At 51.0% G+C, this 22,316-nt stretch carries 18 protein-coding genes; 6 read left to right on the top strand and 12 right to left on the bottom strand.

Going from position 1 to position 22,316, the window contains the following annotated elements; translation table 11 throughout:
- Positions 1-225 precede the first annotated feature (225 nt).
- Together ACO0LL_RS04465 and ACO0LL_RS04460 are read left to right on the top strand one after the other, a co-directional pair.
- The gene (locus ACO0LL_RS04465; protein WP_422949677.1) at positions 226-840 is read left to right on the top strand and encodes a DUF4337 domain-containing protein; all 615 of its coding nucleotides are present in this window, start codon (positions 226-228) and stop codon (positions 838-840) included.
- Between the two features lie 212 nt (positions 841-1,052).
- A complete protein-coding gene (locus tag ACO0LL_RS04460) occupies positions 1,053-1,670 on the top strand; it encodes a hypothetical protein (RefSeq protein ID WP_422949676.1) in 618 nt (205 codons plus the stop codon).
- A gap of 90 nt (positions 1,671-1,760) precedes the next feature.
- Here ACO0LL_RS04460 and ACO0LL_RS04455 read toward each other — a convergent pair whose 3' ends face one another.
- The 4 genes from ACO0LL_RS04455 to ACO0LL_RS04440 all read right to left on the bottom strand — a co-directional run bounded on the left by ACO0LL_RS04455 (position 1,761) and on the right by ACO0LL_RS04440 (position 7,976).
- The gene (locus ACO0LL_RS04455) at positions 1,761-2,582 is read right to left on the bottom strand and encodes a substrate-binding periplasmic protein (RefSeq protein ID WP_422949675.1); all 822 of its coding nucleotides are present in this window, start codon (positions 2,580-2,582) and stop codon (positions 1,761-1,763) included.
- A gap of 88 nt (positions 2,583-2,670) precedes the next feature.
- Positions 2,671-4,167 carry an MBL fold metallo-hydrolase gene (locus ACO0LL_RS04450; RefSeq protein ID WP_422949674.1) on the bottom strand — a complete coding sequence of 499 codons (1,497 nt, stop codon included), beginning with the start codon at positions 4,165-4,167 and terminating at the stop codon, positions 2,671-2,673.
- 327 nt (positions 4,168-4,494) lie between these two features.
- Positions 4,495-6,852, bottom strand: coding sequence for a DUF6600 domain-containing protein (locus ACO0LL_RS04445; protein WP_422949673.1), 2,358 nt, complete (start codon positions 6,850-6,852; stop codon positions 4,495-4,497).
- A gap of 143 nt (positions 6,853-6,995) precedes the next feature.
- On the bottom strand, positions 6,996-7,976 hold the full coding sequence (locus tag ACO0LL_RS04440) for an alpha/beta fold hydrolase (RefSeq protein ID WP_422949672.1): 981 nt from the start codon (positions 7,974-7,976) through the stop codon (positions 6,996-6,998).
- A gap of 99 nt (positions 7,977-8,075) precedes the next feature.
- Between ACO0LL_RS04440 and ACO0LL_RS04435 the strand changes: the two genes are divergently transcribed.
- Positions 8,076-8,741 carry a TetR/AcrR family transcriptional regulator gene (locus ACO0LL_RS04435; protein WP_422949671.1) on the top strand — a complete coding sequence of 222 codons (666 nt, stop codon included), beginning with the start codon at positions 8,076-8,078 and terminating at the stop codon, positions 8,739-8,741.
- Positions 8,742-8,873: 132 nt separating this feature from the next.
- Here ACO0LL_RS04435 and ACO0LL_RS04430 read toward each other — a convergent pair whose 3' ends face one another.
- Positions 8,874-10,862: an OPT family oligopeptide transporter gene (locus ACO0LL_RS04430; protein WP_422949670.1), complete on the bottom strand. Its 1,989-nt coding sequence runs from the start codon at positions 10,860-10,862 to the stop codon at positions 8,874-8,876.
- A 317-nt stretch (positions 10,863-11,179) separates the two neighbouring features.
- Between ACO0LL_RS04430 and ACO0LL_RS04425 the strand changes: the two genes are divergently transcribed.
- On the top strand, positions 11,180-12,397 hold the full coding sequence (locus tag ACO0LL_RS04425) for a hypothetical protein (protein ID WP_422949669.1): 1,218 nt from the start codon (positions 11,180-11,182) through the stop codon (positions 12,395-12,397).
- Positions 12,398-12,547: 150 nt separating this feature from the next.
- Here the strand turns inward: ACO0LL_RS04425 and ACO0LL_RS04420 are convergent, their stop codons facing one another.
- Together ACO0LL_RS04420 and ACO0LL_RS04415 are read right to left on the bottom strand one after the other, a co-directional pair.
- Entirely contained in the window at positions 12,548-13,231 is a 684-nt protein-coding gene (locus ACO0LL_RS04420; RefSeq protein WP_422949668.1) for a flavin reductase family protein, read from the bottom strand.
- Positions 13,232-13,826: 595 nt separating this feature from the next.
- Positions 13,827-14,276 (bottom strand): Lrp/AsnC family transcriptional regulator, encoded by a 450-nt coding sequence (locus ACO0LL_RS04415; RefSeq protein WP_422949667.1) that lies wholly within the window; start codon positions 14,274-14,276, stop codon positions 13,827-13,829.
- 131 nt (positions 14,277-14,407) lie between these two features.
- Here ACO0LL_RS04415 and ACO0LL_RS04410 point away from each other — a divergent pair, with 131 nt between their 5' ends.
- Complete coding sequence (locus tag ACO0LL_RS04410) at positions 14,408-15,031, top strand: LysE family translocator (RefSeq protein ID WP_422949666.1); 624 nt, start codon at positions 14,408-14,410, stop codon at positions 15,029-15,031.
- A gap of 96 nt (positions 15,032-15,127) precedes the next feature.
- Here the strand turns inward: ACO0LL_RS04410 and ACO0LL_RS04405 are convergent, their stop codons facing one another.
- From ACO0LL_RS04405 to ACO0LL_RS04395, 3 genes are all read right to left on the bottom strand, one after another.
- Complete coding sequence (locus ACO0LL_RS04405) at positions 15,128-16,630, bottom strand: hypothetical protein (RefSeq protein ID WP_422949665.1); 1,503 nt, start codon at positions 16,628-16,630, stop codon at positions 15,128-15,130.
- Positions 16,631-16,677: 47 nt separating this feature from the next.
- Positions 16,678-18,252: a DUF4139 domain-containing protein gene (locus ACO0LL_RS04400; RefSeq protein WP_422949664.1), complete on the bottom strand. Its 1,575-nt coding sequence runs from the start codon at positions 18,250-18,252 to the stop codon at positions 16,678-16,680.
- A 274-nt stretch (positions 18,253-18,526) separates the two neighbouring features.
- The gene (locus ACO0LL_RS04395; RefSeq protein ID WP_422949663.1) at positions 18,527-19,282 is read right to left on the bottom strand and encodes a substrate-binding periplasmic protein; all 756 of its coding nucleotides are present in this window, start codon (positions 19,280-19,282) and stop codon (positions 18,527-18,529) included.
- Between the two features lie 360 nt (positions 19,283-19,642).
- Between ACO0LL_RS04395 and ACO0LL_RS04390 the strand changes: the two genes are divergently transcribed.
- Positions 19,643-20,233, top strand: a complete 591-nt coding sequence (locus ACO0LL_RS04390) for a DUF938 domain-containing protein (RefSeq protein WP_422949662.1) — start codon at positions 19,643-19,645, stop codon at positions 20,231-20,233.
- Positions 20,234-20,341: 108 nt separating this feature from the next.
- On the opposite strand, the gene ACO0LL_RS04385 is transcribed toward ACO0LL_RS04390, so the two are convergent.
- The gene (locus ACO0LL_RS04385) at positions 20,342-20,650 is read right to left on the bottom strand and encodes a single-stranded DNA-binding protein (RefSeq protein ID WP_422949661.1); all 309 of its coding nucleotides are present in this window, start codon (positions 20,648-20,650) and stop codon (positions 20,342-20,344) included.
- 144 nt (positions 20,651-20,794) lie between these two features.
- On the bottom strand, positions 20,795-22,300 hold the full coding sequence (locus tag ACO0LL_RS04380; protein WP_422949660.1) for a PPC domain-containing protein: 1,506 nt from the start codon (positions 22,298-22,300) through the stop codon (positions 20,795-20,797).
- Positions 22,301-22,316 lie beyond the last annotated feature (16 nt).

Below are 22,316 nucleotides of genomic sequence, written 5' to 3'. Positions count from 1 at the left end.
GCAGGAAGATGAGCGTTACGACCAAATGAAATTGGGACTGTAGCCGCCTTTAGGCGGATCAAGGGTTACCAGCGCCTTTGAGGCGCCCCAGCAATAAACCTCCGGCTTTGCCGGAGGTAATTTAATTTAAGTTTCGTAAATAAGTTTGGTAAAGAAGTTGAGTAAATAAGCGTAGTAAATTTTCCGCTTCTGGATATTTTTTGACAGCAAATTAGAAAGCAATATATGGATATTGATCCCCTGGAAACCGTAGAGCAATTGACAGAGCAACAGGAAGAAGCCAAACAAAACAAGGCCAGCAACCAATTGAATATCTGGGTTGCCATCACTGTCGCCTTGCTGGCGACTTTCATGGGCATATGCAAGGTCAAGGATGACAATATCGTCCAGGCCATGCAGCAATCGCAGGCCAATAAGATAGATCACTGGGCGTTTTACCAGGCGCGCAATATGCGGGAAGAACTGGCCAAATCAACAGAGCTGCAACTGCGCCTGGCTTCCAAAAATGTGCCTGCTGACCAAAAGGCAGAATATCAGGCCGCCATCGATAGCTACACAAAACTGGCGAAAGAACAGCACGACAAAAAAGAAGAATTGAAAAAACAGGCCGAGCAAGACCAGGTCGATTATGACAACGCCAATTACAAGGACGACCAGTTCGACTTGTCAGATGCCTTGCTGGCGATTGCCATTTCCCTGCTGGCAGTCACTGCGCTAACCAAACAGCGCTGGCTGTATTTCGTTACGCTGGTGCCTACTGGTTTTGGTGTACTGATGGGTCTGGCAGGCTTGATGGGCTGGCATATACATCCAACGGCGCTGGTGGCCTTGTTGTCTTGATGGCATAGGTAACTACAAAAATACGGTAGCAATGAAGACATAAATCCGTGTATGGATAATTTAATTTATGCTATCGTATTTGACGGTTGCCGGGTTGGGCGAAAATTCTTTTGAGCGAAAGATTTGATAAACTCGCTGTCAAACTCGCTATCAAATTTTCTCTTAAATTTTTCTTTACCCCACCGACCTCTAACCCAGCACAAAGGTTTTATATGGATATCAAACTGAACTTCATCAACCGGTCGAATGACACGAATAATTCCAGTGTCGTGATTTTTCAAAAAAACCTTGTGACCAACTTTGATGAAACTACCGTAGCATGGAAGGTCATAGAAAATTGCGGCGTTGGTGCTAATCACCCTTTCACGTATCCATTGAGTTCTCATGTAAGTATCAATGATTCATGGGGGAATTACACTCCCCAGATCGCTGCGCAAAATGGGAATCTGTTCCATGTGACTTTGAGCAATTCTGGCACACAATTGTCGTTGGCTGGCGATGCGAGCAATCCGGCGCAAGTACATGTCGCGAACGAATTGACCAAAGGAGCTATCAATGCCTCGATTTACAAGGGCGGTTCTTTGCTGGCGACTCGCACATCCATCGCACCAGCGCAAAGTGCCGCTTTCGAGTTCAAACCTGTCATCTGGATAGGTGTTGCCTCACAGGTGGTACAGGGGCAGGTCATGAATTCTGCGATTATCTCCAACTTCAATACCGAACTGTCTTTGCTTGGCATTGCCGAGGCCGATATCATCATGACAGGCGGCGGCCCTGGTGCCAATTCCACACCTTTTGCTTTTCATTTTGAAAATATACGCTATGCCTGAAACCATGCTGGACAAACCTGACAGCATCCTGATGCACTCAGCTTTAGTTCAGGTTTAGTTCAGCTTTATCAGGTTTAGTTCAGGTTTTGCTTAAGGTTTGCCGGGCGGATCAAGCCGTATCACCGCCATCGGTGGTGGTTCATTCGGCAGCCACTTCTGATGGATGCGGGCGAAGTGGCCTTCTTTCTTCAGCCAGCGCAAGGCATCTTCCCAGACCTTGATCGTGGCTGGCGAAGTGGAGGTGGAGAATGCCAGGTAGAGTTCCAGGCTGTCGAGGACTTTGACTTTTTCCACATCATCTGCAGTGTGGCCAATTTCCTTGAGCACCGAAGAAACTACCAGGCTACCTTCCACCCATAAATCAAAGCGTTTGGCCAGCAGCATATTCGCAATGATTTGTGGTGTTGGTGCCTGTTCTATATTTTGAAAACCTTTCTTGCGTGCGGTATCTGCAAAGATGCTGGAACGATAGGCACCGACCTTGAGTTTTTGTATTTCATCGCCCATGCTGTGCAGGCGTGCTGCATTGCCTTTGCGGGTATACAAAGATGTGGTTGAGACCGCAATCGGACCTAGCAAGACCATGAGTTTTTCGCGTTCTTCTGATCGGCCTACGGTAAACAACAGGGTGTTCGGTTCTTCCAGCAAGGCTTTGTAGCCGCGTGCCCAGGGTACGACTTGGATGGGCTGGCTGCTGCCTATGTGTGCCTGCATGGCTTGCACGACTTCGACGGCCATGCCCTCTGCCTTATTGCCACTGCCAAAGCTGATCGGGGGCCAGTCTTCGGTGAAAATCTGCAGGTCTTGCGCCATTGCCGGCATCATAAGACCGGGCAATACCAATATGCCAAGCAGCAGGATGTTAAGCAGACGGGAATAAGTCTTGAAGGTGGAGAGATTTTCCGGGCGCATCTTGAACCATTATCTTGTTGTGCAAAATGTAATTAGCATTTGCGGACTGCGATGATAGTGTCTTGCGTGTGTATTGCATTACCGGAATTTACAACAATTGCTGCCCTGAAGATAGCTGTACGCAAAAACTGTGTCGCTTATGACGCATGCAGACACAGTTTTCTACAAATGGAATTTGAATTTCTGGTAGCTCGTCAGTTTTTTCTGCAGATGGTTTTTCTGTCATCCTCAATTCCAGTGCCTTTTTAAATTCTGTGAAACTACCGCTACGGCCATGTACACCAACCAGTTGCTGGACTTGCAGTTGATGTTGTGTGATCAGGCTGTCCAGCTCCAGACCTACATCAAACACGGGCGGGATGCGGCCGATTTCGGGCAGGTAAAACAGGTCACCCTGAAACAGCGTCTGGGTGCTTTTGTCATAAACTACCAGCATGTCAGATGCATGGCTGCTGGCGATGGGATAAATGCGTATGCTGCGGCCACCGAGGTCGATATCAAGCACGCTGGTGACTTCCTGTACCTTGCTGGCGACCGTCTGGCCCAGTTGCCGTTCTATGGCCAAGCGGCCATCCTTGCCCGCGAGGATGTGCAGGCCATCCTGTATATAAGACGGTGCACCGGCTATGTGGTCGCGATGGCTGTGTGACAGCACCAGGTAGGCCAGTTTGCGGCCAGGAGCTGTCTGTTCTATCAATGCCCTGACTTTGGCTGCTTCTGCTGCGCTGACAGGCGCATCATAGATTGCCACGCTATGCGTACCGACCGAGAAAGCCGTGTGATAGCCAGACTCACTACCATCAACCCGGTAAGTGCCGGGGGCTATCATGGTGGCACGCAGTGCTCCCTTGTCCTGTTTTTCTATATACGTTGCGGGCAGCGCAAAGCTGTGGGCATCAACATGCTCTGCCACTGCCGCACTGATCTTCCATTGCAGTACCAGCCGCCCACCGTCTTTTACTGTGATCTGCCGGGGCTGCCTGAAATTTTTCGTGCTGCCATAATCGGCGTATTCATAAGTGGAGGCCGCGGTTTTTGCACTCAATACCTGGCCGCTGCTGCGCTCTATGATCATGCTGGCAGGTCGGCCAGCGGCATCATTGAAATTCACTTGCTGGTAATTTTTATTTTCAACACCGGGTAAATCAATGGGCATGCGCATGCTGCCAAGTTCCAGCAAGAGTGCCGGGCTCAGGAATAGCAGGTCGGCATATTCATTGCGTGCCTCAGCGGCATTCTCGCGCTCTATCTCTATGCCTTGCCGCCATTGCAGCAAATCCACCGCTGCCGCACCGTCTGTGTTGCCAGTCGTCAGGAACTGAAAGCGTATATTGCCCGGCCATACAGATTCACTGATGGTGCGAAACTGTCCGTCTTTTTGTAATATCACTTGTTGCTGGAGTTTGATTTCTTGTTGTGCATTTTGTGGTGTCGCAGCTTGGTGTGATGCAAAACGCACGCCCTGCATCTCCAGCGTGATTGCAAAAGCAGAGGGCATGTCTTGCGCCATGATGCTGCTGGCAGAAAACAAAATACAGATACCGGTAGCAGCCAGTATCAGCCGCAAGCTATGTGATGCATGCATGGTCGTCTCTCCTTATTGGGTGAAGGTAGTGAAGCTGTCAGCCTTGATATGGCACACAGCTTTGGGCAAGAGATGGCAAGCCTGGTTCAAAAAATCCAAACCTCGGCAGCATGCTTTCGTCACATCACATTAATGCGTGAGACGGTAAGAAAGGAAATGCAGGAATGAGGATGAGAATGAAAAGAAGGCGGGGAAGGGGCGCGATTGCCACATCCGACGCGAGACATACGTGTCAGCTCAAGCAGCTTCAGAAAAGACGATGGAAGAAAAAAACCAGCCTGTGATCCCTGTGACAGGGCAGGCTGGTTTTTTGCGGGGCATTAGGTTCTAGCGTTCACTCAAACCACGCATCTTCGCATTGCGGGCATCATCCTTTTCTTTTGCCGGTTCAGCCCTTGGTGCTGGAGCAGGCGCTGGTGCCGGGGCAGCCCGTGGAGCCGGAGCTGCTACTGGAGCGGGAGCAGGCGTATGCACTATCGCTGGTGCTGGTGCCTGTCTCTGTTCCATTCTTGGTTCCATCCTCTGTTCCATGCGTGGGGCCTGCTGTGGTGCTGGCTGTGGTGCTGGCTGTATCATGGGTTGCGGAGCCTGTCTTTCTACCGGCCTTTCCACAGGCCGCTCTACCGGCGCGACTGGTACTGGTCTTTCCCTCATGCGTTCAACCGGTCTTTCATTGCCACGGTCTATACGCTCCGGCTGGCGTTCCACACGTATTTCCTGTGCTGGATTATTGTTGATGCCATTGCCATATCTGGATGACCTGTCATTGTTTTCAACTGGCCTGTTTTGGTTCACGGGATTGGGGTTGCCCATGATGGCATTATTGACCGGCGCGTTCGCGGCAGGCGAGCGCACAGGTGGATTGCTGATAACATTGACCGGCGGTGCCACATTCGGTGCAGCATTATTGTTTGGCTGCACATTCACTGTTGCCGCCGGTGGATTAGCTGATGGATTATTCAGCTGCGGACGCTGATAAACATTGTTGCCCTGATTGATATTGTTAGGCGCACCATTGCCATAGATGCGTGGCGCATTTCCCTGTATCTCCGGGCTGCGGTTCATATTGCCCATGCCCTGATTAGACGGGTTATTTGCAGGGGCAAGGCTATTGCCGTTGGAAGGTGGCGTATTGACGGCATTTGAAATAATGCCCGACACAGTATTTGGCTGTGCATTCGGTGTTGCGACTGCATTATTTTGCCCACGTGGGTTGCCATTGATTTCTGCCGGGCGGTTCACTGGCCTGGCTTCATTCGGGTTCAGGTTGGTGATGGTGCCAGCATTGCGTGCCGGTGGCATGTCCAGATTTCTTTGCCTGAATTGTTCACCGTTACGCAAATTACCCTGACGTGCTTCACCAAAACGGTTATTGCTGACGGGTGTGATATTTGGTGCCTCAGTGACTACTGCCGGTGCCTGGCGATTTTGTACTGCTGCGACAGGATTCCTGGAGACTGGCAATACATGCTCACCGCGTACAAAGGTGTTGGTGGGTACGATGGTGACGGCATTACGCACGCCCTGGTTCACAAAGCGCGCATTCGTGATCGTGCTGTTCACCACCATGTTTTGATTCAGGCGTTGTATATACTGGTTGCTATGGGCGTAACCTGGTTTATAGACTTCACCAGGCCCCAGCGGGAACCAGGCAACCGAGGGATGCGAACCCGGTTTGGAACCATAATAATTATTGATGTAAGTGTTGCCGCCGACAAAAGCCACCAGCGCCGGTGCATATACCGGACGGATATGTTGCTGGCGCGGTCCTGGCACCCAGGCCCAGCGTGTGCCTACATAGGCCCAGCGGCCATAATGGTAAGGCGCAAATCCCCATGGGGCACGATCTACCCAGGTCCAGCCCCAGGGCGCAACCCAAACCCAGCTACCATCGCGATAAGGTGCCCAGGTCGCGCTAACCTGGCGTGGGTACCAGACTGCGCCATAGTCGCTGGTGGTTTCCCATGAACCATATTGATCAAGCTGTTCATAGCCTATGACTTCACGCGAGACATAGCGCACGGTTTCTACACTTTCTTCTGCACGGTCGCGGTCGGCTGCCCACATGTCAAAAGTATCCAGTGGTGGTACATAGCCTATCATCGTATGCTGCAGATTCGCTCCGGAGAAGCGCGACTGCTCGCCCTGTCTTATTGTGACAGTATCACGCTCGCCACGGGCAATCGCGGTACCACGCCGCACCAGTACGGTGGTGGTATTGTCGTCGTTGACATTGATCCTGTATTCGCCAGGTTCCTGCAATGAGAACACCAGATTGGGTGTGCGTACGTCAAAATTTTCTCTATTGTTGAGCTCACGCACGCGTATCACCATGCTGCCCTGGTTGAGGTCGATTTGCGTGTTGTCATCATCAAGCAGGCTGAAACTCATGCGTGTGTTTTCTGCCAGCCGCAAGGCATTCGGGCCTACATGCATTTCCGCCCTGCCAGCATAGGGTACTTGCAGGCTGTCGCCGGTAGAGATGGGGCGATTTTGCACCAGCGAACTCCAGCTATTGCTACCCGCATCTGCAAAACTGACATTGCCGTAGGAATAACTGACCCTGGCAACACGTCCCGGCGGCTCATCCTGGGCCTGGGCCGCGCCTAAGTAAAACAGGCTGGCTACGGCCAGGGCGGCTATTTTCAATAAGGGTTTGCTACGCGATTGAGTATGTGCTGACATGAATTTCTTCCTGCGCGAGTAATGTGGGTGAGCAAATTCGCTCCATAATTACCTTAACGCACGAGCAGGAGTTTTGGATGTCAGGTATTTCACATTATTTGAAATATCTGCTGTGCATTGCACAAGTGCTTGATTTTGTTCGATTAAATCCCCATATTATTGATCTTGCCCAACCACTGCTGACCCAGCGCAATCAATTCCGCATTAAATTCTGGCTGCAAAGAAAAATGCCCCCAGTCAATTTCTGTATACGTTTTTTGACCTGACAGGCGTTGGTAACAATCACGTGTCAATTGCGGGTTGACCATCTTGTCCCGCTTTTGGTTGATGACCAGTACCGGTACTTGTGTATTTGCTTCCAGCGGGATGGCAAATGCGGTATCGAGCATGCTGGCGAAGTAGCGTGCCGTCACTGTACGCAGGGTCAATGGGTCAGCCTGCCATTTGGCGTAAAAGCCAGTTGCAAGATCGCGTTCATCCATCATGTTTTCAAAACGCGCCAGCGGGCGATAGGGCAGGCGCATGCATGGTGCCAGTTTTGCCAGCAGACCGCTCATGGCTCTGCATGCTTTGGCCAGGCCGGGGATGTTTGCCAGGCCTGCAAAGCGGGTAAATGCGAGGCCAGTGACAGGATCACCAAAGTCATACAGGTTAAGGCAAACAGCCGCGACCGGTGGCTGATCCTGTTTTGCCAGCACGGCAGCGGCGGCGTACGTCAGGCCGCCACCTATGCTGCCACCGCAGAGGTGGAGCGGGCCAGCAAACTCTGCCCTGGCCCAGGCCGCCACATCAACGATGTTTTGCACGGCCTCTGCCACGGTAAAGTCGCCCATCGCGCCGCCAGAGCGGCCCTGACCTTTCTGGTCAGGCACGATGACGGTATACCCCTGCTCATAAAAAGCCAAGGCCAGGCCAACAAACAAGCCGCCATAGCCACCGCCACCGTGATTCAATATCAGCACAGGGGCAGTGTTATTTGCCTGCTGGTACAGGTCTATATGCAACTCCACTCCTGTGGATTGCAGGTGCCTGGTTTGTACCACGACCAGCACACGTGCCAGCAAAGCAGGGTCGTGATAGCAGTGCCAGTAAGTCTGGCTGGAGCGTGCCTGAGTGATACTCATATCCATATTCATGCTGCGATAGTCCGGTCAATGTTTGTCGGACTATAATATGAATAATCATTCATATTGTCTATTCGCATTCAGGAGCTGCTTATTGCCATGAGTAAATCACGTGGTCAGCCTCTCACCCGGCCTATAACCCATCCATTAAAACAGCCTTCCCAGCAGCGTTCCAAGGTCACCGTGCAGGCCATACTGGAAGCAGCTATTCATATTTTCGATGAATTTGGCTATGCCGCAGGCACGACTTCACGTATCGCCAGCCGGGCCGGGGTCTCGATAGGTTCACTCTACCAATACTTTCCTAACAAGGATTCGATATTGACGGCATTGGCCGAGCAACACATGGCCGAGGGACTGGCTCTCAGCATGCGCCTGCTGGAAACCCTGCGCACGACCACACAAGCGCTGGAGCCGGTATTGCATGACATCGTCGGCCATATGATTGCCCTGCATGAGCACAATCCGGGTTTGCACAGATTGCTATATGAAGAAGGCTTGCTGCCCGCACAAATGCGGCAGACTGCGAAGCAGGCTGAACAATTCTTGATAGAAGAAGTGGCACGCTGCCTGAGTTTGCGTGCGGACGTCGTCGTTGTTGCTGACCGCCAGATGCAGGCTTATTTTGTCGTGCATGCGATTGAGCATTTCACCCACAGGCTGGTAATAGACCAGGCACCGGTGGAGTTTCAGTTGCGGGGGAAGAGTGAATTGGTGGGTATGTTGCAAAGGTATTTGGAGGTTACGATAGTAGCAGATGCGTAGGTTGAGCTATGTTTTGTAGGTTGGGCTACGGGGTATCAGCCCAACACTCGGCGCTTAAATAACGTGTACGTTTGCAAAGGCCCAGTGTTGGGCTGGTAAACCGTAGCCCAACCTACAAAGTCATCCGTGCACCTACATCATCACATTAATGATCGCATTGCCTATCCCCAGGATAGCAGCACCTGAGATCAAACCTGCACTGATAGCCTCACAACCTTCAACCCAGAAAGTATGGCCTTTCGTGCCTTTTTCTGCATTCCGCTTGCCCATGTACCAGAATATCAAGGCGCCCAGCCACATGGCAAAGCAGGATTCTGGCGGCAAGACTACGCCCAGGCCTATGGATACTGAAGACAGCGGCAAGCGGCCACGGGTGATGACGTTGGTCACCTCGATGAACACTGCACACAGGCCAGCGACCGCCATGGCGATGATGGCAGACACAGGCAGGCCACTGACGCCTTTGGCAATGATCTCGGCCACGCCCTTCCATTGCAAGGCAGACGGGAAGGCAAATTGCTCACTGACGATAGTCGCCGTACTGCGCAAGCCATTCGCATCTGGTGGCAAGAACAGCAAAAAGAACAGCGGCACGCAAGCCAGTGCACCAGAGACAATACCGATGATATGACCAATGACCTGGTGACGAGGCTTGCCACCCAGCATATAGCCAGGCTTGATATCCGACAGCAGTGACGACGCATTGAAGGCGATGTCAGCAGTCATACCGGCTGGCAACAGGTTATTGGCCGGATTGCTGCGGTCTATAGCACCCATGCTGAATTGCGTGATCTTGGCGAGCGCACCGATAGGTGCCCAGGAAGTCAGCGCCATTGCATTGATACAGATAATGGTCAATACAAAAATCAGCGGGAAGGCAATCAGCGCCATGATGTAAGGCACGCCAAACAGGGTATTCACCAGCCACGCAGCCAGTGCACACAGGATAGGCACACCCACATAAGAAATCCATAGCGGTACTTCGATATCCTTCAAAGGATCGGGGCCGGACTCTTTTTCTTTCTTGCCGCCACCCGTCATGGATTTGAAAGCCGCTTTGAACAGCTCAGGTTTGGCCAGCAAACCAACCATGGAGCCCACCACCATCATCGTCACGGCCCACCACAAACCCCATTGGTTGACGATCTCGGTACGGGAAATAGCCACTACCGTGCCATTTGGCAAAGTGCGCGCAGCGATATCACCGTTTTGTATCATCCACGGTGCCAGGATCACAAAGTTGATGAAAGCTCCCAGCATAACGCTGCTGGCAACCCGTATTCCCATCAGGCCACCAACACCAAACATCGCAACATCCAGGTTCAGGCGCAGGCCCAGTTGGCGTATGTCCGTGCCCATGATCTTGGGTATCCACCACTGGAACTTCATGGCTGCCGTGTAGTAATAAGTATCCAGGCGCTCAGGCAGGCTCCAGGCTTCTGTCATGCCCGCCCATTTGTCCATGCGCAAAATCTTGAACTGTATCAGTCGCATCCAGCCATCGCTGACGATGATTTGGTACAGACCGGCAAACAAACTGGTATAACCGAGCAGCTTAGCCTTGTAGATGCCACCACCTGCACCGTCGGTGTATAGCGAGTCAAGTACCACGCCACAGGCGCGGCCTTCCGGGAAGGGCAATTGGTCTTCATTGACAAAACGGCGCTTGAGCGGGAAGGCGACCAGCACACCGATCAGCGCGACCACCACGACCCAGACCAGCATCTGCCACCAGGGAATGATCTTGCCGGTGATCAGCATATACGCTGCCAGGCTGGAAATCATGGGGTTGACCATGTAGCCAGCAGCAGTGGCGACCGATTGCGTGAGGTTGTTTTCCAGAATGCTGTAGTCGGCAGTGATGCCCATGCTATGCAAGATCTTGAAAATCGCAAACGATAAAATCACCGAAGTCAGGCCAACACCAATACCTATACCTGTCTTGGCACCGATATACAGTGCCGTGGCGGCCAGTATGCCACCCAGCAAGAAACCTGTCAGGGCAGAGCGCAGGGTGAGCTGTGCCATGTCCTTGCGGTAGATATTATCAAACCACCACTGATCTTTCTGTCGTCGTGTCCAGGTGCGTATCTGTTCATCATCCAGCTGTTGCAGAGCCATGTATCCTCCATTTTTATTAAGGACTTACGCAAAACCACCCCGACTGCACAGCAAAGACTGGCAATAACAATTTTGCGTAAGCCCTGATTATGATCTGCTGCCTCGTGGGCCGCATACCTATCCTCAGTGTCACGCCATGGCTCAATTTTTGTAAGGATGAGCTCAGGCGGTAGCGCAATATAGTGTTAGCTGAAGATCATGTCAATTTTTGTGCACTGCGCTGATGAAATCAGCCTGAACTTGAGCAAGTCAGAGGTGTCCAACAGCAGTAAAATGCTGGCAACAATATTTCTATAAATACATGCGGAGATTGCTTTATGACTTTGACACTGAACCAGGTGGCAGAAGCCTATGTAAAACTCGTCCTGGCCGCAGGCCAGCATGATCCCGGCTATGTCGATGCCTATTACGGCCCGGCAGAATGGCAGGCAGCCTCGCAAAAACTACCGCTGGCAGACTTGCTGCAGCAGGCAGATGAACTGACAGCACAGGCACAATCCCTGCCGCCTGCAGAGGCAGGGCAAGAACTGCGTCAGGACTTTTTACACCTGCATGTCGCCGCCGTGCGCACCTACATCGCTCATCTGGCAGGCCATAAACTGTCTTTCGATGATGAATCCCTGGCCTTGTACGATGCCCGCTCGCCTGATCTGAGCCCGGCAGATTTCGACCCCATCCTGGCTGAACTGAGCCAGTTATTGCCGGGCGAAGCTGATTTGAATACGCGCCTCTCTGCGTACGCCAAGCAATTTGAAATCCCGCAAGACAAGCTTGATGTCGTATTCAAGGCCGCCATCAATGAATCCCGTGCACGCACCAGGAAATACATCAGCCTGCCGGAAGAAGAAAATTTTGAGATTGAATATGTCAAGGACCAGGTCTGGAGTGCCTACAACTGGTACAAGGGAAATAGCTATAGCCTGATACAGGTGAATACCGACTTCCCCATGTTCATCAGCCGCGCGATAGACCTGGCCAGCCATGAGGGCTACCCCGGCCACCATGTCTTTAATCTGCTCATAGAAAAACACCTGGTCAATGACAATGCCTGGGTGGAATACAGCGTCTATCCCCTGTATTCACCGATGTCCTTTCTGGCCGAGGGCAGTGCCAACTACGGCATAGAAGTCGCTTTCCCACATGTGGAGCGCATGGCCTTTGAAAAAGAAGTCCTGTTCCCGCTGGCAGGCATAGACCCGGCCAAAGTTGAACATTACTACCAGGTGCAGGCAGTCCTGCAAAAGCTGACTTACGCTGGCAACATGGTCGCCAAGCTGTATCTTGATGGTGATATAGACACCGAAGCCGCCGTCGCCATGCTGATGAAATATGCCTTGTCTGACGAAGCAAGATCGCGGCAACGCCTGCGCTTCATGGAAAAGCACAGGTCTTACGTTATCAACTACAACCTTGGCCAGGATATGACCAAGGCCTATGTAGAAAAACTCGCCAAACCGGGCGATGAACACAGCCGCTGGCAAGTCTTTGCCGAGCTCCTGTCCAAGCCCCGCACCGCGTCGATGATGAAGGTCTAGAACCTGTTGCGATCTTACTGCGCGAGCGCAACCAGAGTTAATGCGGGGCCTCATGCGCTGCTCAAAATGCTCATGTACTAGAGTACATTCCGCTTTTTGCGCTGCTCTTCAACCCGCTGACGCTCGCTCGCTACAGATCGCAAGCAGGTTCTAAGCTTCTAGCTTAGCTATCTGACGGGCCTTATCGACATCCGGACTGCGGTAAGCTTTTTCCGGTATCGTGGCCAGGGTCGATGCATGTAGCTGCTGATTATCGAGTCCATAAAATTTCTGGAAGCTCATGATCAGCGGCTGCCACTTGTCCGGGTCTATGCGGTCAGGGTTACCATCCAGCAGTAGCGATGCATCGACATGCAGGCGTTGTACGCGTAACTCGAATGTCAGTATGCCACCCTTGAGCATGGCTTCGTCTTCCGCTATGCCATGCATGGCGGCGACTGTACATTCCTGCTGCACCAGGCATTCCTGTACCCGCGCCGCTGTCACTGTTTCTGATGTTTGCGGCGTCAGGCCCGCCAGCTCAAATTTATTTCTCTCCAGCCGGTAACCGCGCGCTGCCTTCCAGGGCGACATCGCATCCGAGCCTGTCGTCAGTGCGAGTTTGTTGACAGCGGCTACTTCATTGACGGAGGCGAGATTGAGTACGCAATGGCCGTTTCTTTTCAGGTTGCGGGCAGTTTGTGAGCTTGACCCTACACCGATGACGGCACGCCAGCCCAGCCAAAAAATGGATGAGATAGGGGCCAGATTAAAACTGCCATCTTCATTGACGGTGCTGACTAGGATGACATGGGTGCCGAAATAGAGTATGGCGGATTCGCTGCTGATGTGCATGGTGTCCTCGCATGTTGGTTGTTGTTTGATGTCCGGGTTGATGGAGGAAGTATGCGGGGTGTTTTTTGTTTGGGCTGGCTGGAAACGGACGGGGGATTTTGGCAGGCATGATTTGAAGGTTTGCTGATTTGAAGACATTAGCCAAGCTGACTATTCTTTAATAAACTGCAATTCTAAATACGTCATTCCAGCGTGCTTTTGGCTGGAATCCAGTGGCGTTCGTGACATGCCGTGTCGTTTTTTGAGTATCGTACTCTGACTAAAGCGATTACTCTCCGTGGACACAAGCCGGGTCTCGGCCCGGCAGCCGAAATACTTTCTTTGCGTCGCCAAAGAAAGTATTCAAAGAAAGGCGACCCAGGCGTCGCCGCCCCTGCGGGGTTCCCATTTGTGCAGTACAAAAAATGGGAAAGTCCGAAAACTCGCTTCGCTCAAACATCGGCCTTTCTCTTTCCATTTTCTGTACTGCACAAATGGCGTCGACACATGGGAACTGCTAACGTCAAAAACAACTGCAACACCAAATTCAACAGCAACCCCAAATTCAAAAACAACGTCAATACGACCAGTAACCGTCTTGCTATCAGTTCATCATTCACTTACCATCCACCGGCATCAAAGCTCGCAAAGGTATAGGCACCGACATGATGATAGAAGTACGCGTCTCACCATAATGATTGATATTTCCAACGAAGCTTTCCAGATGCCGCAAGTCCCTGGTCGCAACGCGCAACAAAAAAGAATCCTGGCCCGTCACATGCAGGCATTCCAGCACTTCGGGCAAAGACTTGAGATGCGCAATGAGGCTGGCTTTTTGTGGCTGGGGGACGGTGATACCAATCACGGCCTGCACTTGCAGACCTATGGCTTCGGCGTGCACTTCAGCGCGATAGCCCTTGATGACGCCGGCTTCTTCCAGACGTTTGACTCTCTCTGACGTGGCGGGCAGAGATAAACCGGTTTCATCGGCGAGTGCCTTCAATGAGATGCGGGCGTCGCGTTGCAGGGCGGCCAGGATTTTCCAGGCTTTGGCGTCGATATCCATGATTTTAAGTCCAGATGAGGATGCGCAAGAATTATGAAGGCAATGTAGCAGTTTTACCTGAATTATTCCATGTTAATCCCTCATTCAAATCTTCATACTGGAGCTATCTTCTTTTTGATTCGGGTGTAAGCATGGAGTGGGATTTATTTTTCAAAGCGGTGTTGATAGGCCTGTCGATTGCCGCACCGGTCGGCCCCATAGGCTTGCTGTGCATACAACGTACGCTGGCATATGGCATGCGTACCGGCTTTGTCAGTGGCCTGGGTGCAGCATGTGCTGATGCAGTGTATGGTGCGATAGGGGCATTTGGCATGGTAGCCATCACCGATTATTTTGTGTCGCTAAGTACATCATTGGCAATAGCGGGAGCCGTGTTCCTTGCATGGATGGGTGGTAAACTGCTATTGAGCAAAGCGCAGCTTGTGGATCAGGATGTCGCAGACAAGCAGACTGTGATCAACACATTTTTATCCATCTTCATGCTGACCATCACCAACCCCATGACCATCGTGTCTTTCATTGCGGTGTTCGCCAGCATCGCGGGCCCGGTTGCCGTGCATCCTTCTGCCGCCGCTTTCATGGTCGCAGGCGTATTTTTGGGATCAGCCTTGTGGTGGCTGATCTTGAGCGGTGGAGTCGCATTGATACGCAAGAAAATCAGCACCACAATAATGACGCTGATTAACCGTGCTGGTGGGTGCTTATTGCTGGGATTCGCAGCATGGCAAATTTGGGGTTTGCGTGGCGGAGTATGACATGTTTCGGGCGACCCAATTTCAGCTCAAACTGCCTGCTTAAATGAAAATCGCCACTTAACTCTGGTATGAGAATTTTTCTACAGATGTCAGATTTTAAATATCCTTGGCGAGTTTTGTCTGCCTATTTACTTCGGCATCAAAAATGAAGCGTAATTCGCTGCCTGAACGACCCATGGCATCAAGTTTTTCGTTGCTGAGCCAGGACGAAATTGTTTTAAATTGCAAGGGCGTGGGATTTCCATAAATTACACGTCTGGACCAATGTGCCAGGAAAGAACGCAGGCTTTGCTGAATAGCTGTCTGCACCCTCTGGTCTGCCAGTTCAGTCAATGACACAATATGTAAACCATGCCACGGTATCGTATGTGTAGCATATTCAATTATCTGCCTGAAAAAAATCAGTTCAGTTTTTCTGTTTTTTGCAACTTGTTCCAAGGCAGGAAATTGCAGTAAATCTCCCGTAGTTATGCAAATTTTCATGCATTCCTTGACCACGATTATTGATGGATCATAAATGCAATCGTGTACATACTCAGGCAGTTTTTCTGGATTTATTTTGCATAAGGTAAGCAAGGCAGATTTGCGTATCCCCGCATTTTCATCACGTAAAAGACCTAAACAAACATCCAGCATTGCAGCGGATTTTTGCAGGCGTATACCTTCCAGAGCGAACAGTTTCTTGCGTATGGAGCTGGTATTGGCCAGCATGTGCTGATATTCAGCAGTCAGTTTTTTTGCTTGTGCACCAGCCCAGCCGCGTGCCAGATTACGTATGGTATAGCTGTTATCCCATAGCGCCAGAACAAACAATTCATCTTCGGGGCGTAGTTGACGCCGTTTTACTACTAATAAGATGGAACGTCTTAATTGCATGACTTTAATGTTTGTCCAGCGCGCATACAATTCTAAAACCTCGGAATCCGTCAGGTTTATGACATCGGCACTTACAAATTGTCCCAGCAGGGTATCCATGCTGTCGATTGCCCGTACAATCTTTTCCATCGGCCCCCAGTGAAATACATTCAATGCCAGTTGCCAGCACAGAGCGCGAATTTTGTGATCCCGTGAACTGATTCCCTCCAGAATGAGCGCATGACATTGTGGCGCTGCCAATCTTGCCAATACCTGCTCCATCACTTGTTGAGCATTGCTTCTGCTTTGCTTTTGTAGTGCATAGATATCCGGCAAGGCTGCAATTATGTCTTCTGCAGGCAAAATGTTTATCCAGTCGTGTACGGTAGCTTCTGCCAGGTCACGTACCTCCGTAGCATAGTCATTTAGCCTGGCAATAATGATCCTGAAGGCAGGAAATCGCTCATGTGCGATCAGCACACGCAAGCAGAATTCACGCACATAACCATTTCTGTGATGCAGATGACGTTCTGCAGTCAGGACAGAAAGGCTTGATATCTGTTCGTCGCTAACAGATACGCCGGTGCGCCAGTCGAGGAAAATTTCATAAAATTCCGGATTTTCCAAAGAGTAATAATCGGTGCCAGCAGCGATACTTGACCGGAGTGCGGGCGTCAATACTAAAGGACTCTTTGGCATGAAAAACTGGCTGAGGCGATTTGATATAGTCATGCGAATACGCAAATTACTTGAAAGATAGTTGGTTTAACTTAATGTCGACTCCCTCGGCTTTAACGCAAGCCATTCACCATCGCATCCTTGGGATAGCTGATCGTATAGTCAGCCCTGAGCTTCAATTTCTTGCCTGCTTCCAGCGGCAATTGCCAGGCGATGATACCGGGCTGTTTGTTCCAGATGCTTTGTGTTGCCTCAGGCGTAAACTTCGTCTCGACCTTGATGTCTTCATGGCGCGCCACTGGTGAGGCTTCCAGTACCTGCAGTGTGACCGCAGTCTTGTGATTGTTTTCTATGACATAAGCGTTGGTATATTTCTTTTCTATGCGGCTGTTGATGAAACCCTTGTTCGCATCATCACGCAGCTCTGGTTCCACTTCTACCCTGACCATATTGTCGCGGCCAAATAAGAGTTCCAGTTTTTCCTGGCTGCCAAAAGCCAGTTGGCTTTGGCCGATAAAATCATTGTCGCGGTATAACTGCAGATTACCGCTTGGCCATGAGCCAGCAGGGCGGGCAGCATTCGCCAGCAGGTAAGCCTGGGCTTCCTGTTTGGGTTGCACGCGCACCAGCACTTGCGCATCAATGATCTGGCTGCCCAACACAAAACCGGTTTTCTGGCCATCGCTGTTCAGGCTGATTTTGCCTGGCACCTGGAATTCTGCTGCATATTCACTCTGGAATACGCTGACATCAAAACTGGGCATCTCGGCTCCTCTATAATCACCCGGAGCGGCAACAGCCATAACAGCAGGAGCAGGCGGTGCCATCATCATAGGCTGCACGCGGTGCGTTTCTTTAGGCAAAGGCGGGATGATGCTCAGCGTCCATGGTGAAGGTGGGTACAGCTGGCTGGCCTGATCAGGCTGTGAGGTCGATAGCTTGAGGTTGATACCGTTCCAGTCTTCACCACTATTCTGGGCAACCTGGGCATGGCGCTCCAGCCTCACCTGTGATTTGACGGTGTCCAGATAGGCGCGATATACCGGCGTCCAGCCCGCCTGGCTTAAACGATAAGAGAGTTTCACTTCACCTTCGTTTTGTGCAGCCAGGCGAATTTGCACGCTGCGTACTTGTGGGTTGGCCTGGAATTGCCTGCGTTGTTCTGCCAGCAGGGGTGTCAATTGCAAGTCGAGATCATTCAAGCGTTTTTGTGCACTCAGGCGGCGTTGCAAGGCATCTTGCCCGGTGCGGCGTAATTGTTCTGCGGTAGTGACCAGCGCCGTATTGCTGCCCGACTTTTCATTGCCAAAGCTTTTCAGATAGCCTATCACCAGTTCTTGCGCTTCACCCTCTGCACTGATGCTGGCTTTTTGTTCCTGCAGCTCACGTATGCGCAAATCCAGGCCAGTGTTGGCACATTCCGGCGCACGCGCCCTGTCTACAGTTTGCACGCTGACGTCACCTACCTGTATGCCAGCATCTGCCTGCACCTTGAGGGAATCGACATCAAAGCGGGCGGACAGACAATTGAGCTTCAACTCCCTGGCGCCAGCCGCCACCCTGGCCACTCTTTCGACGTGGGCACCGCCAGGATAGACCAGGACGTTGCTGATCTTTGAATTTGCAGGGTTTTGTGCCAGTGCAAGTTGTGGCAACAAGGCGGCGAGGATGAGCATTTTCTTTTGCATGGATATTCCTGATGAGATGCGATCGATCTTCATTGATGATGGTTTTTGCAAGTATCGCATTAATTATGCAATTGGCAAAATCGACTGATTGCGGCTTAGTCTGCTTCAAGCCGCTTGCCTCATGTTTTGCTATATCACTATCGGTCAGTTTCAAATGATGATCAGAGTTGCATCAGCTCATAGGAACCCTGGCCCGTGCAGGCTTGCGTGGATATTCTGGGGAACGGCGAGATATGATGAAAGCGGATCAAGCCCGTTTGTGCGGGAGAGCGTTTCAAGGCAACATATTCTGCGCCTCATGCGCGCCCACATATTTGCGATAGATTTTGAGTAAAGTGCCATCCTGCTGTATCGCCTTGATCAGCATTCCCCATTCATGTGCTTCGGCATGGCTAAAGCGCGCTTTGCTGATACCCAAATTACCCACAGCTTGCAGATTGCTCTTGTCCCAGTCTGCCATGCGCACAGAATTGGGATTGACCCTGGCATTGATGTAAAACTGGAAGACACCGGGATAAGTAGTGACTGCCGCAACTTCACCCTGCATCAAGGCATTGATCAGATGCGCCTCATCGGCATATACCCTGACCCTGTTTTCCTGTGTCCAGGCAGCGATCAGGGGATCATAAAAGGGACTGTGTACGAAGCCCCTGATAACACCAAATTTAAGTGAACGGGCTGCCTGGAACTGCTCCAGGGTATGCAAGGTAGTTGGTGCTGATGGCCCCAGCAAAATGATATGGTGGCTGCGCACGTAAGGGAATAACCATAGCTGCTCTTCACGTTCAGGAGCACTCAGTGTAGCTGTCATCATTTCGATGCGGCCAGCTTTTAATTCTATCCAGGTGCGTGCACGCGGCTGCACTTTGGCATCGAAAACACAACCGCTGCGCCTGCTGAGTTCATCTACCAGATCGCGGTCTATACCATTGCCCGCAGCGATGCCGCGCTCGGATTTGAAATAAATGCCCAGTTCTATAAAATCCAGTTTAACTGGCTGTGACGGGCATTTGGGAGCAGCTGTCACCATATCGCAAACAAGGCAAAATGGCAGCAGGCAAGCAGGGAGGTAGCGATTCAACATTTGTCACCATCGAAAATACCTGTCAACACTGGCAAACACAGTGGACTGCAAGGCTGTTCCAGTGGGTTTTCAGCATACCACTTGCCTGAAAAAATGATGCTTTTGAAATGTCAAGCTTTGAAAAAATGGAATGAAAAAATACACTTTGAGGAATTTGCAAGCGATGGCAACATGCTTGATGTTGTCTAAAAAATATCTTGATACATTTTTCAAGCACACGCCCTATACTGTTGGGCTTGCAATAAGTGTCGCAGTAAGCGTCACAACAAACATCACAATAAGCCATCGCCACATGAAAGTAGCCTTATGAGTAAATTGTTTTCCGCTGCCTGCGAAAGAAACAGCGCACCTATCCTGCAAACCATAGAACCGCTTCTGCGTGGCAGCTACACCTTGCTGGAGATAGGTAGCGGCACTGGCCAGCATGCGGTGAGTTTCGCCGGGCAACTGACCCATCTGCAATGGCAAACCAGCGACAGGCAGGAATACCATCCCAGCATCATCGCCTGGATGGCAGAGGCCGCTTTACCCAACCTCTTGCCGCCACTCGAATTGAATATCGGTATCAGCCCCTGGCCAGAAAACCAGTTTGATGCCGTTTATACCGCCAATACCTGCCACATCATGGCATGGGAAGAAGTTGAACTCATGTTTGCAGGTGTATCAGCTTTGCTGAATAGCGGAGGCCTGTTTCTTATCTACGGCCCCTTTAATTATGCAGGTGAATTTACCAGCGAAAGCAACCGGCAGTTTGATGCCTCACTGAAGCAACAGGCTGCGCACATGGGCATACGCGACATTGAAAAGATCATTGCACTCGCGAATCAGCATGGCATGCAACTGCAGCAAGACATTGCCATGCCGGCCAACAATCGTTTGCTGGTGTTGCTGAAGTAGCTGAGTTCTTATAGAAATATCGGCAGCAGGGTGCGCCGTGTGCACCATTTCTGGAAATTAAACTTTGCTGTATCGGTGCGCACGGCGCACCCTACTGGCTGGCGAAGATTATTCGGATGTATTCAAATGCGCCGTGATCACGGTATGCGCAATCAAATCCAGTGCCGGTCTCGCCTTGCCTTGTTTGTCCGTCCAGACCTTGGGCGTCAGTGCTCCCGACAGTGACAGGCTGTCGCCATCACCCAGGCCCAGCAAGGTATTGCGTGTCGCATCATTAAAGGCAATCACATTGCAGATGATGAACTCGCCATCATCCGTCGCAGCACGTACCTTGCAGGTGACATAGACAGAACCATTTTGTCCTGAACGTTCTTCAACCTGGCCGTAAATGCGTCCGGCGATGAGTGCGTCTATCATGAATGTTTCTTTCGTGTATGTTGGCGAGTTTATGCTTTTCCCGCGAACATACACGCGTTTGACCGGCTATACAAGTCACTGGATTGCACTTGGTCTGGCAATCCAGTGATAATGAAATTTAATACCTGCCTTACCTTGCGCTTGTTACCAGTAACTGACGGTCAGATTGTTCGACGTATATGCAGCATATCCATAAATAGCAATATAAAAATCTCCAGCTGGCGGCGTGCCAACGGTGAAAGATTCATTATTGCCATTCAGATTTGGGCGAATGTCCCATTTGTTTAGTGTCGGATAGCCACCCCAGCGAAAATACACATCGCCATCGCCAGTTTGCGTGCTATTCATATTTACACTGAGATTACTTTTGCCAGCTGGAACAGTGATTTTGAAATATTTCCAGCTACCCGTTGCACCAGAAATGCCTTGCACGGTTTGGCCATTGATCAATACTTGCGTAGGTGGCAGGGTATCCATTTTAAAGGCGCGTATTTTCGCATCATAGCCAGTACTTGCATTGGCGCTATGCCAGCCAACCAAAAAATTACCTGCCATGTCCATTGCTACTTTACTTGCTGCTGAACCATCGCCATTTGGTGTGCTGACAAAAAATTCATCGGCAACTGATGTGCCGTCACTCCTGAATTGCTTGGCTTTGATGGCGGCCTTGGAAGCCGGGACTGCGAGTTCATCGTCGGTATTCCAGGCTGCAACGAAGCTGCCATCATCCATCATTGCCGCAGAGAACGACGGTTCTCTTGGCAAGGCGGTCGTGTTGACCCGAATTGCGTCATTCACTGGATTGCCGTATTCATTATATCTTTGTATATAAGAATTCCAGATGCTGGTATTTGGCTGATTATCGTTCCAGCTAACGATATAACTTCCCGAACTATTCATCGCAATTTGCCCACCTGTTTGCGTACCCAATGTATTCAAGTGCACAGTCGCGGGTGCTGTAATGGGCGAGCCGGAAGCGTTAAACCGGCGTATCCATACATCGGGCACAGAAGAAAGTATATTCATCCAGGTGACGGTGATGTTACCGCTTTCGTCAATGGCTAAATCACTTCCGCCTAAATATGCTCCATTGGTGGATTGGGCAACAGTAATGGCATTACCAATCTGCGCGCCGGTTGCCGTGTAGCGTTTTAAAAATAATGTGGAATTAGAGCCCGCGTATTCAGAGTACAGTACGGCGAAACTGCCATTGGATGCCATGCCAACAGCACCACCCGCATTTGCAAAGGAGCTGAAGCGTATAGGCGAGGTAACCAGGCTGCCGTTGCGGTCATACAGGTTAACAAAATAGCCGGGTTGGGGAACACTTTGCGATTGGGACATGACTGCAAAATTCCCGGAGCGGGTTGTCTTGATGCCATAAGCCCGTTCTAGCTGCAGCAGTATCTTGTTTGGCGAGAGTATGCCTGCCGTATCAACGCGTTGTACATAGTAGGTGCTTTGTGTTTCATCCCGCCATAACACCAGCTTTTCACCGGTAGGATTTGCCGTAACACTTACCATCAATTGATTGCCGGGCAAATAGGTATTGACAATAATGGCATCTCCAACCGCTTCAGCTTGAGCTGTTTGTGATAGCAGTGCAGCGCCAGCAACGCAAAGGAGCGAGGCCAAATTTTTGAATTTCATGCGGGTCTTTCGTGGT

This window comes from Undibacterium sp. TC4M20W, assembly GCF_049340245.1.
Lineage (GTDB): Bacteria > Pseudomonadota > Gammaproteobacteria > Burkholderiales > Burkholderiaceae_D > Undibacterium.
The sequence above is the reverse complement of the archived record's forward strand: the minus strand, read 5'-3'. Positions and strand labels throughout refer to the sequence as shown.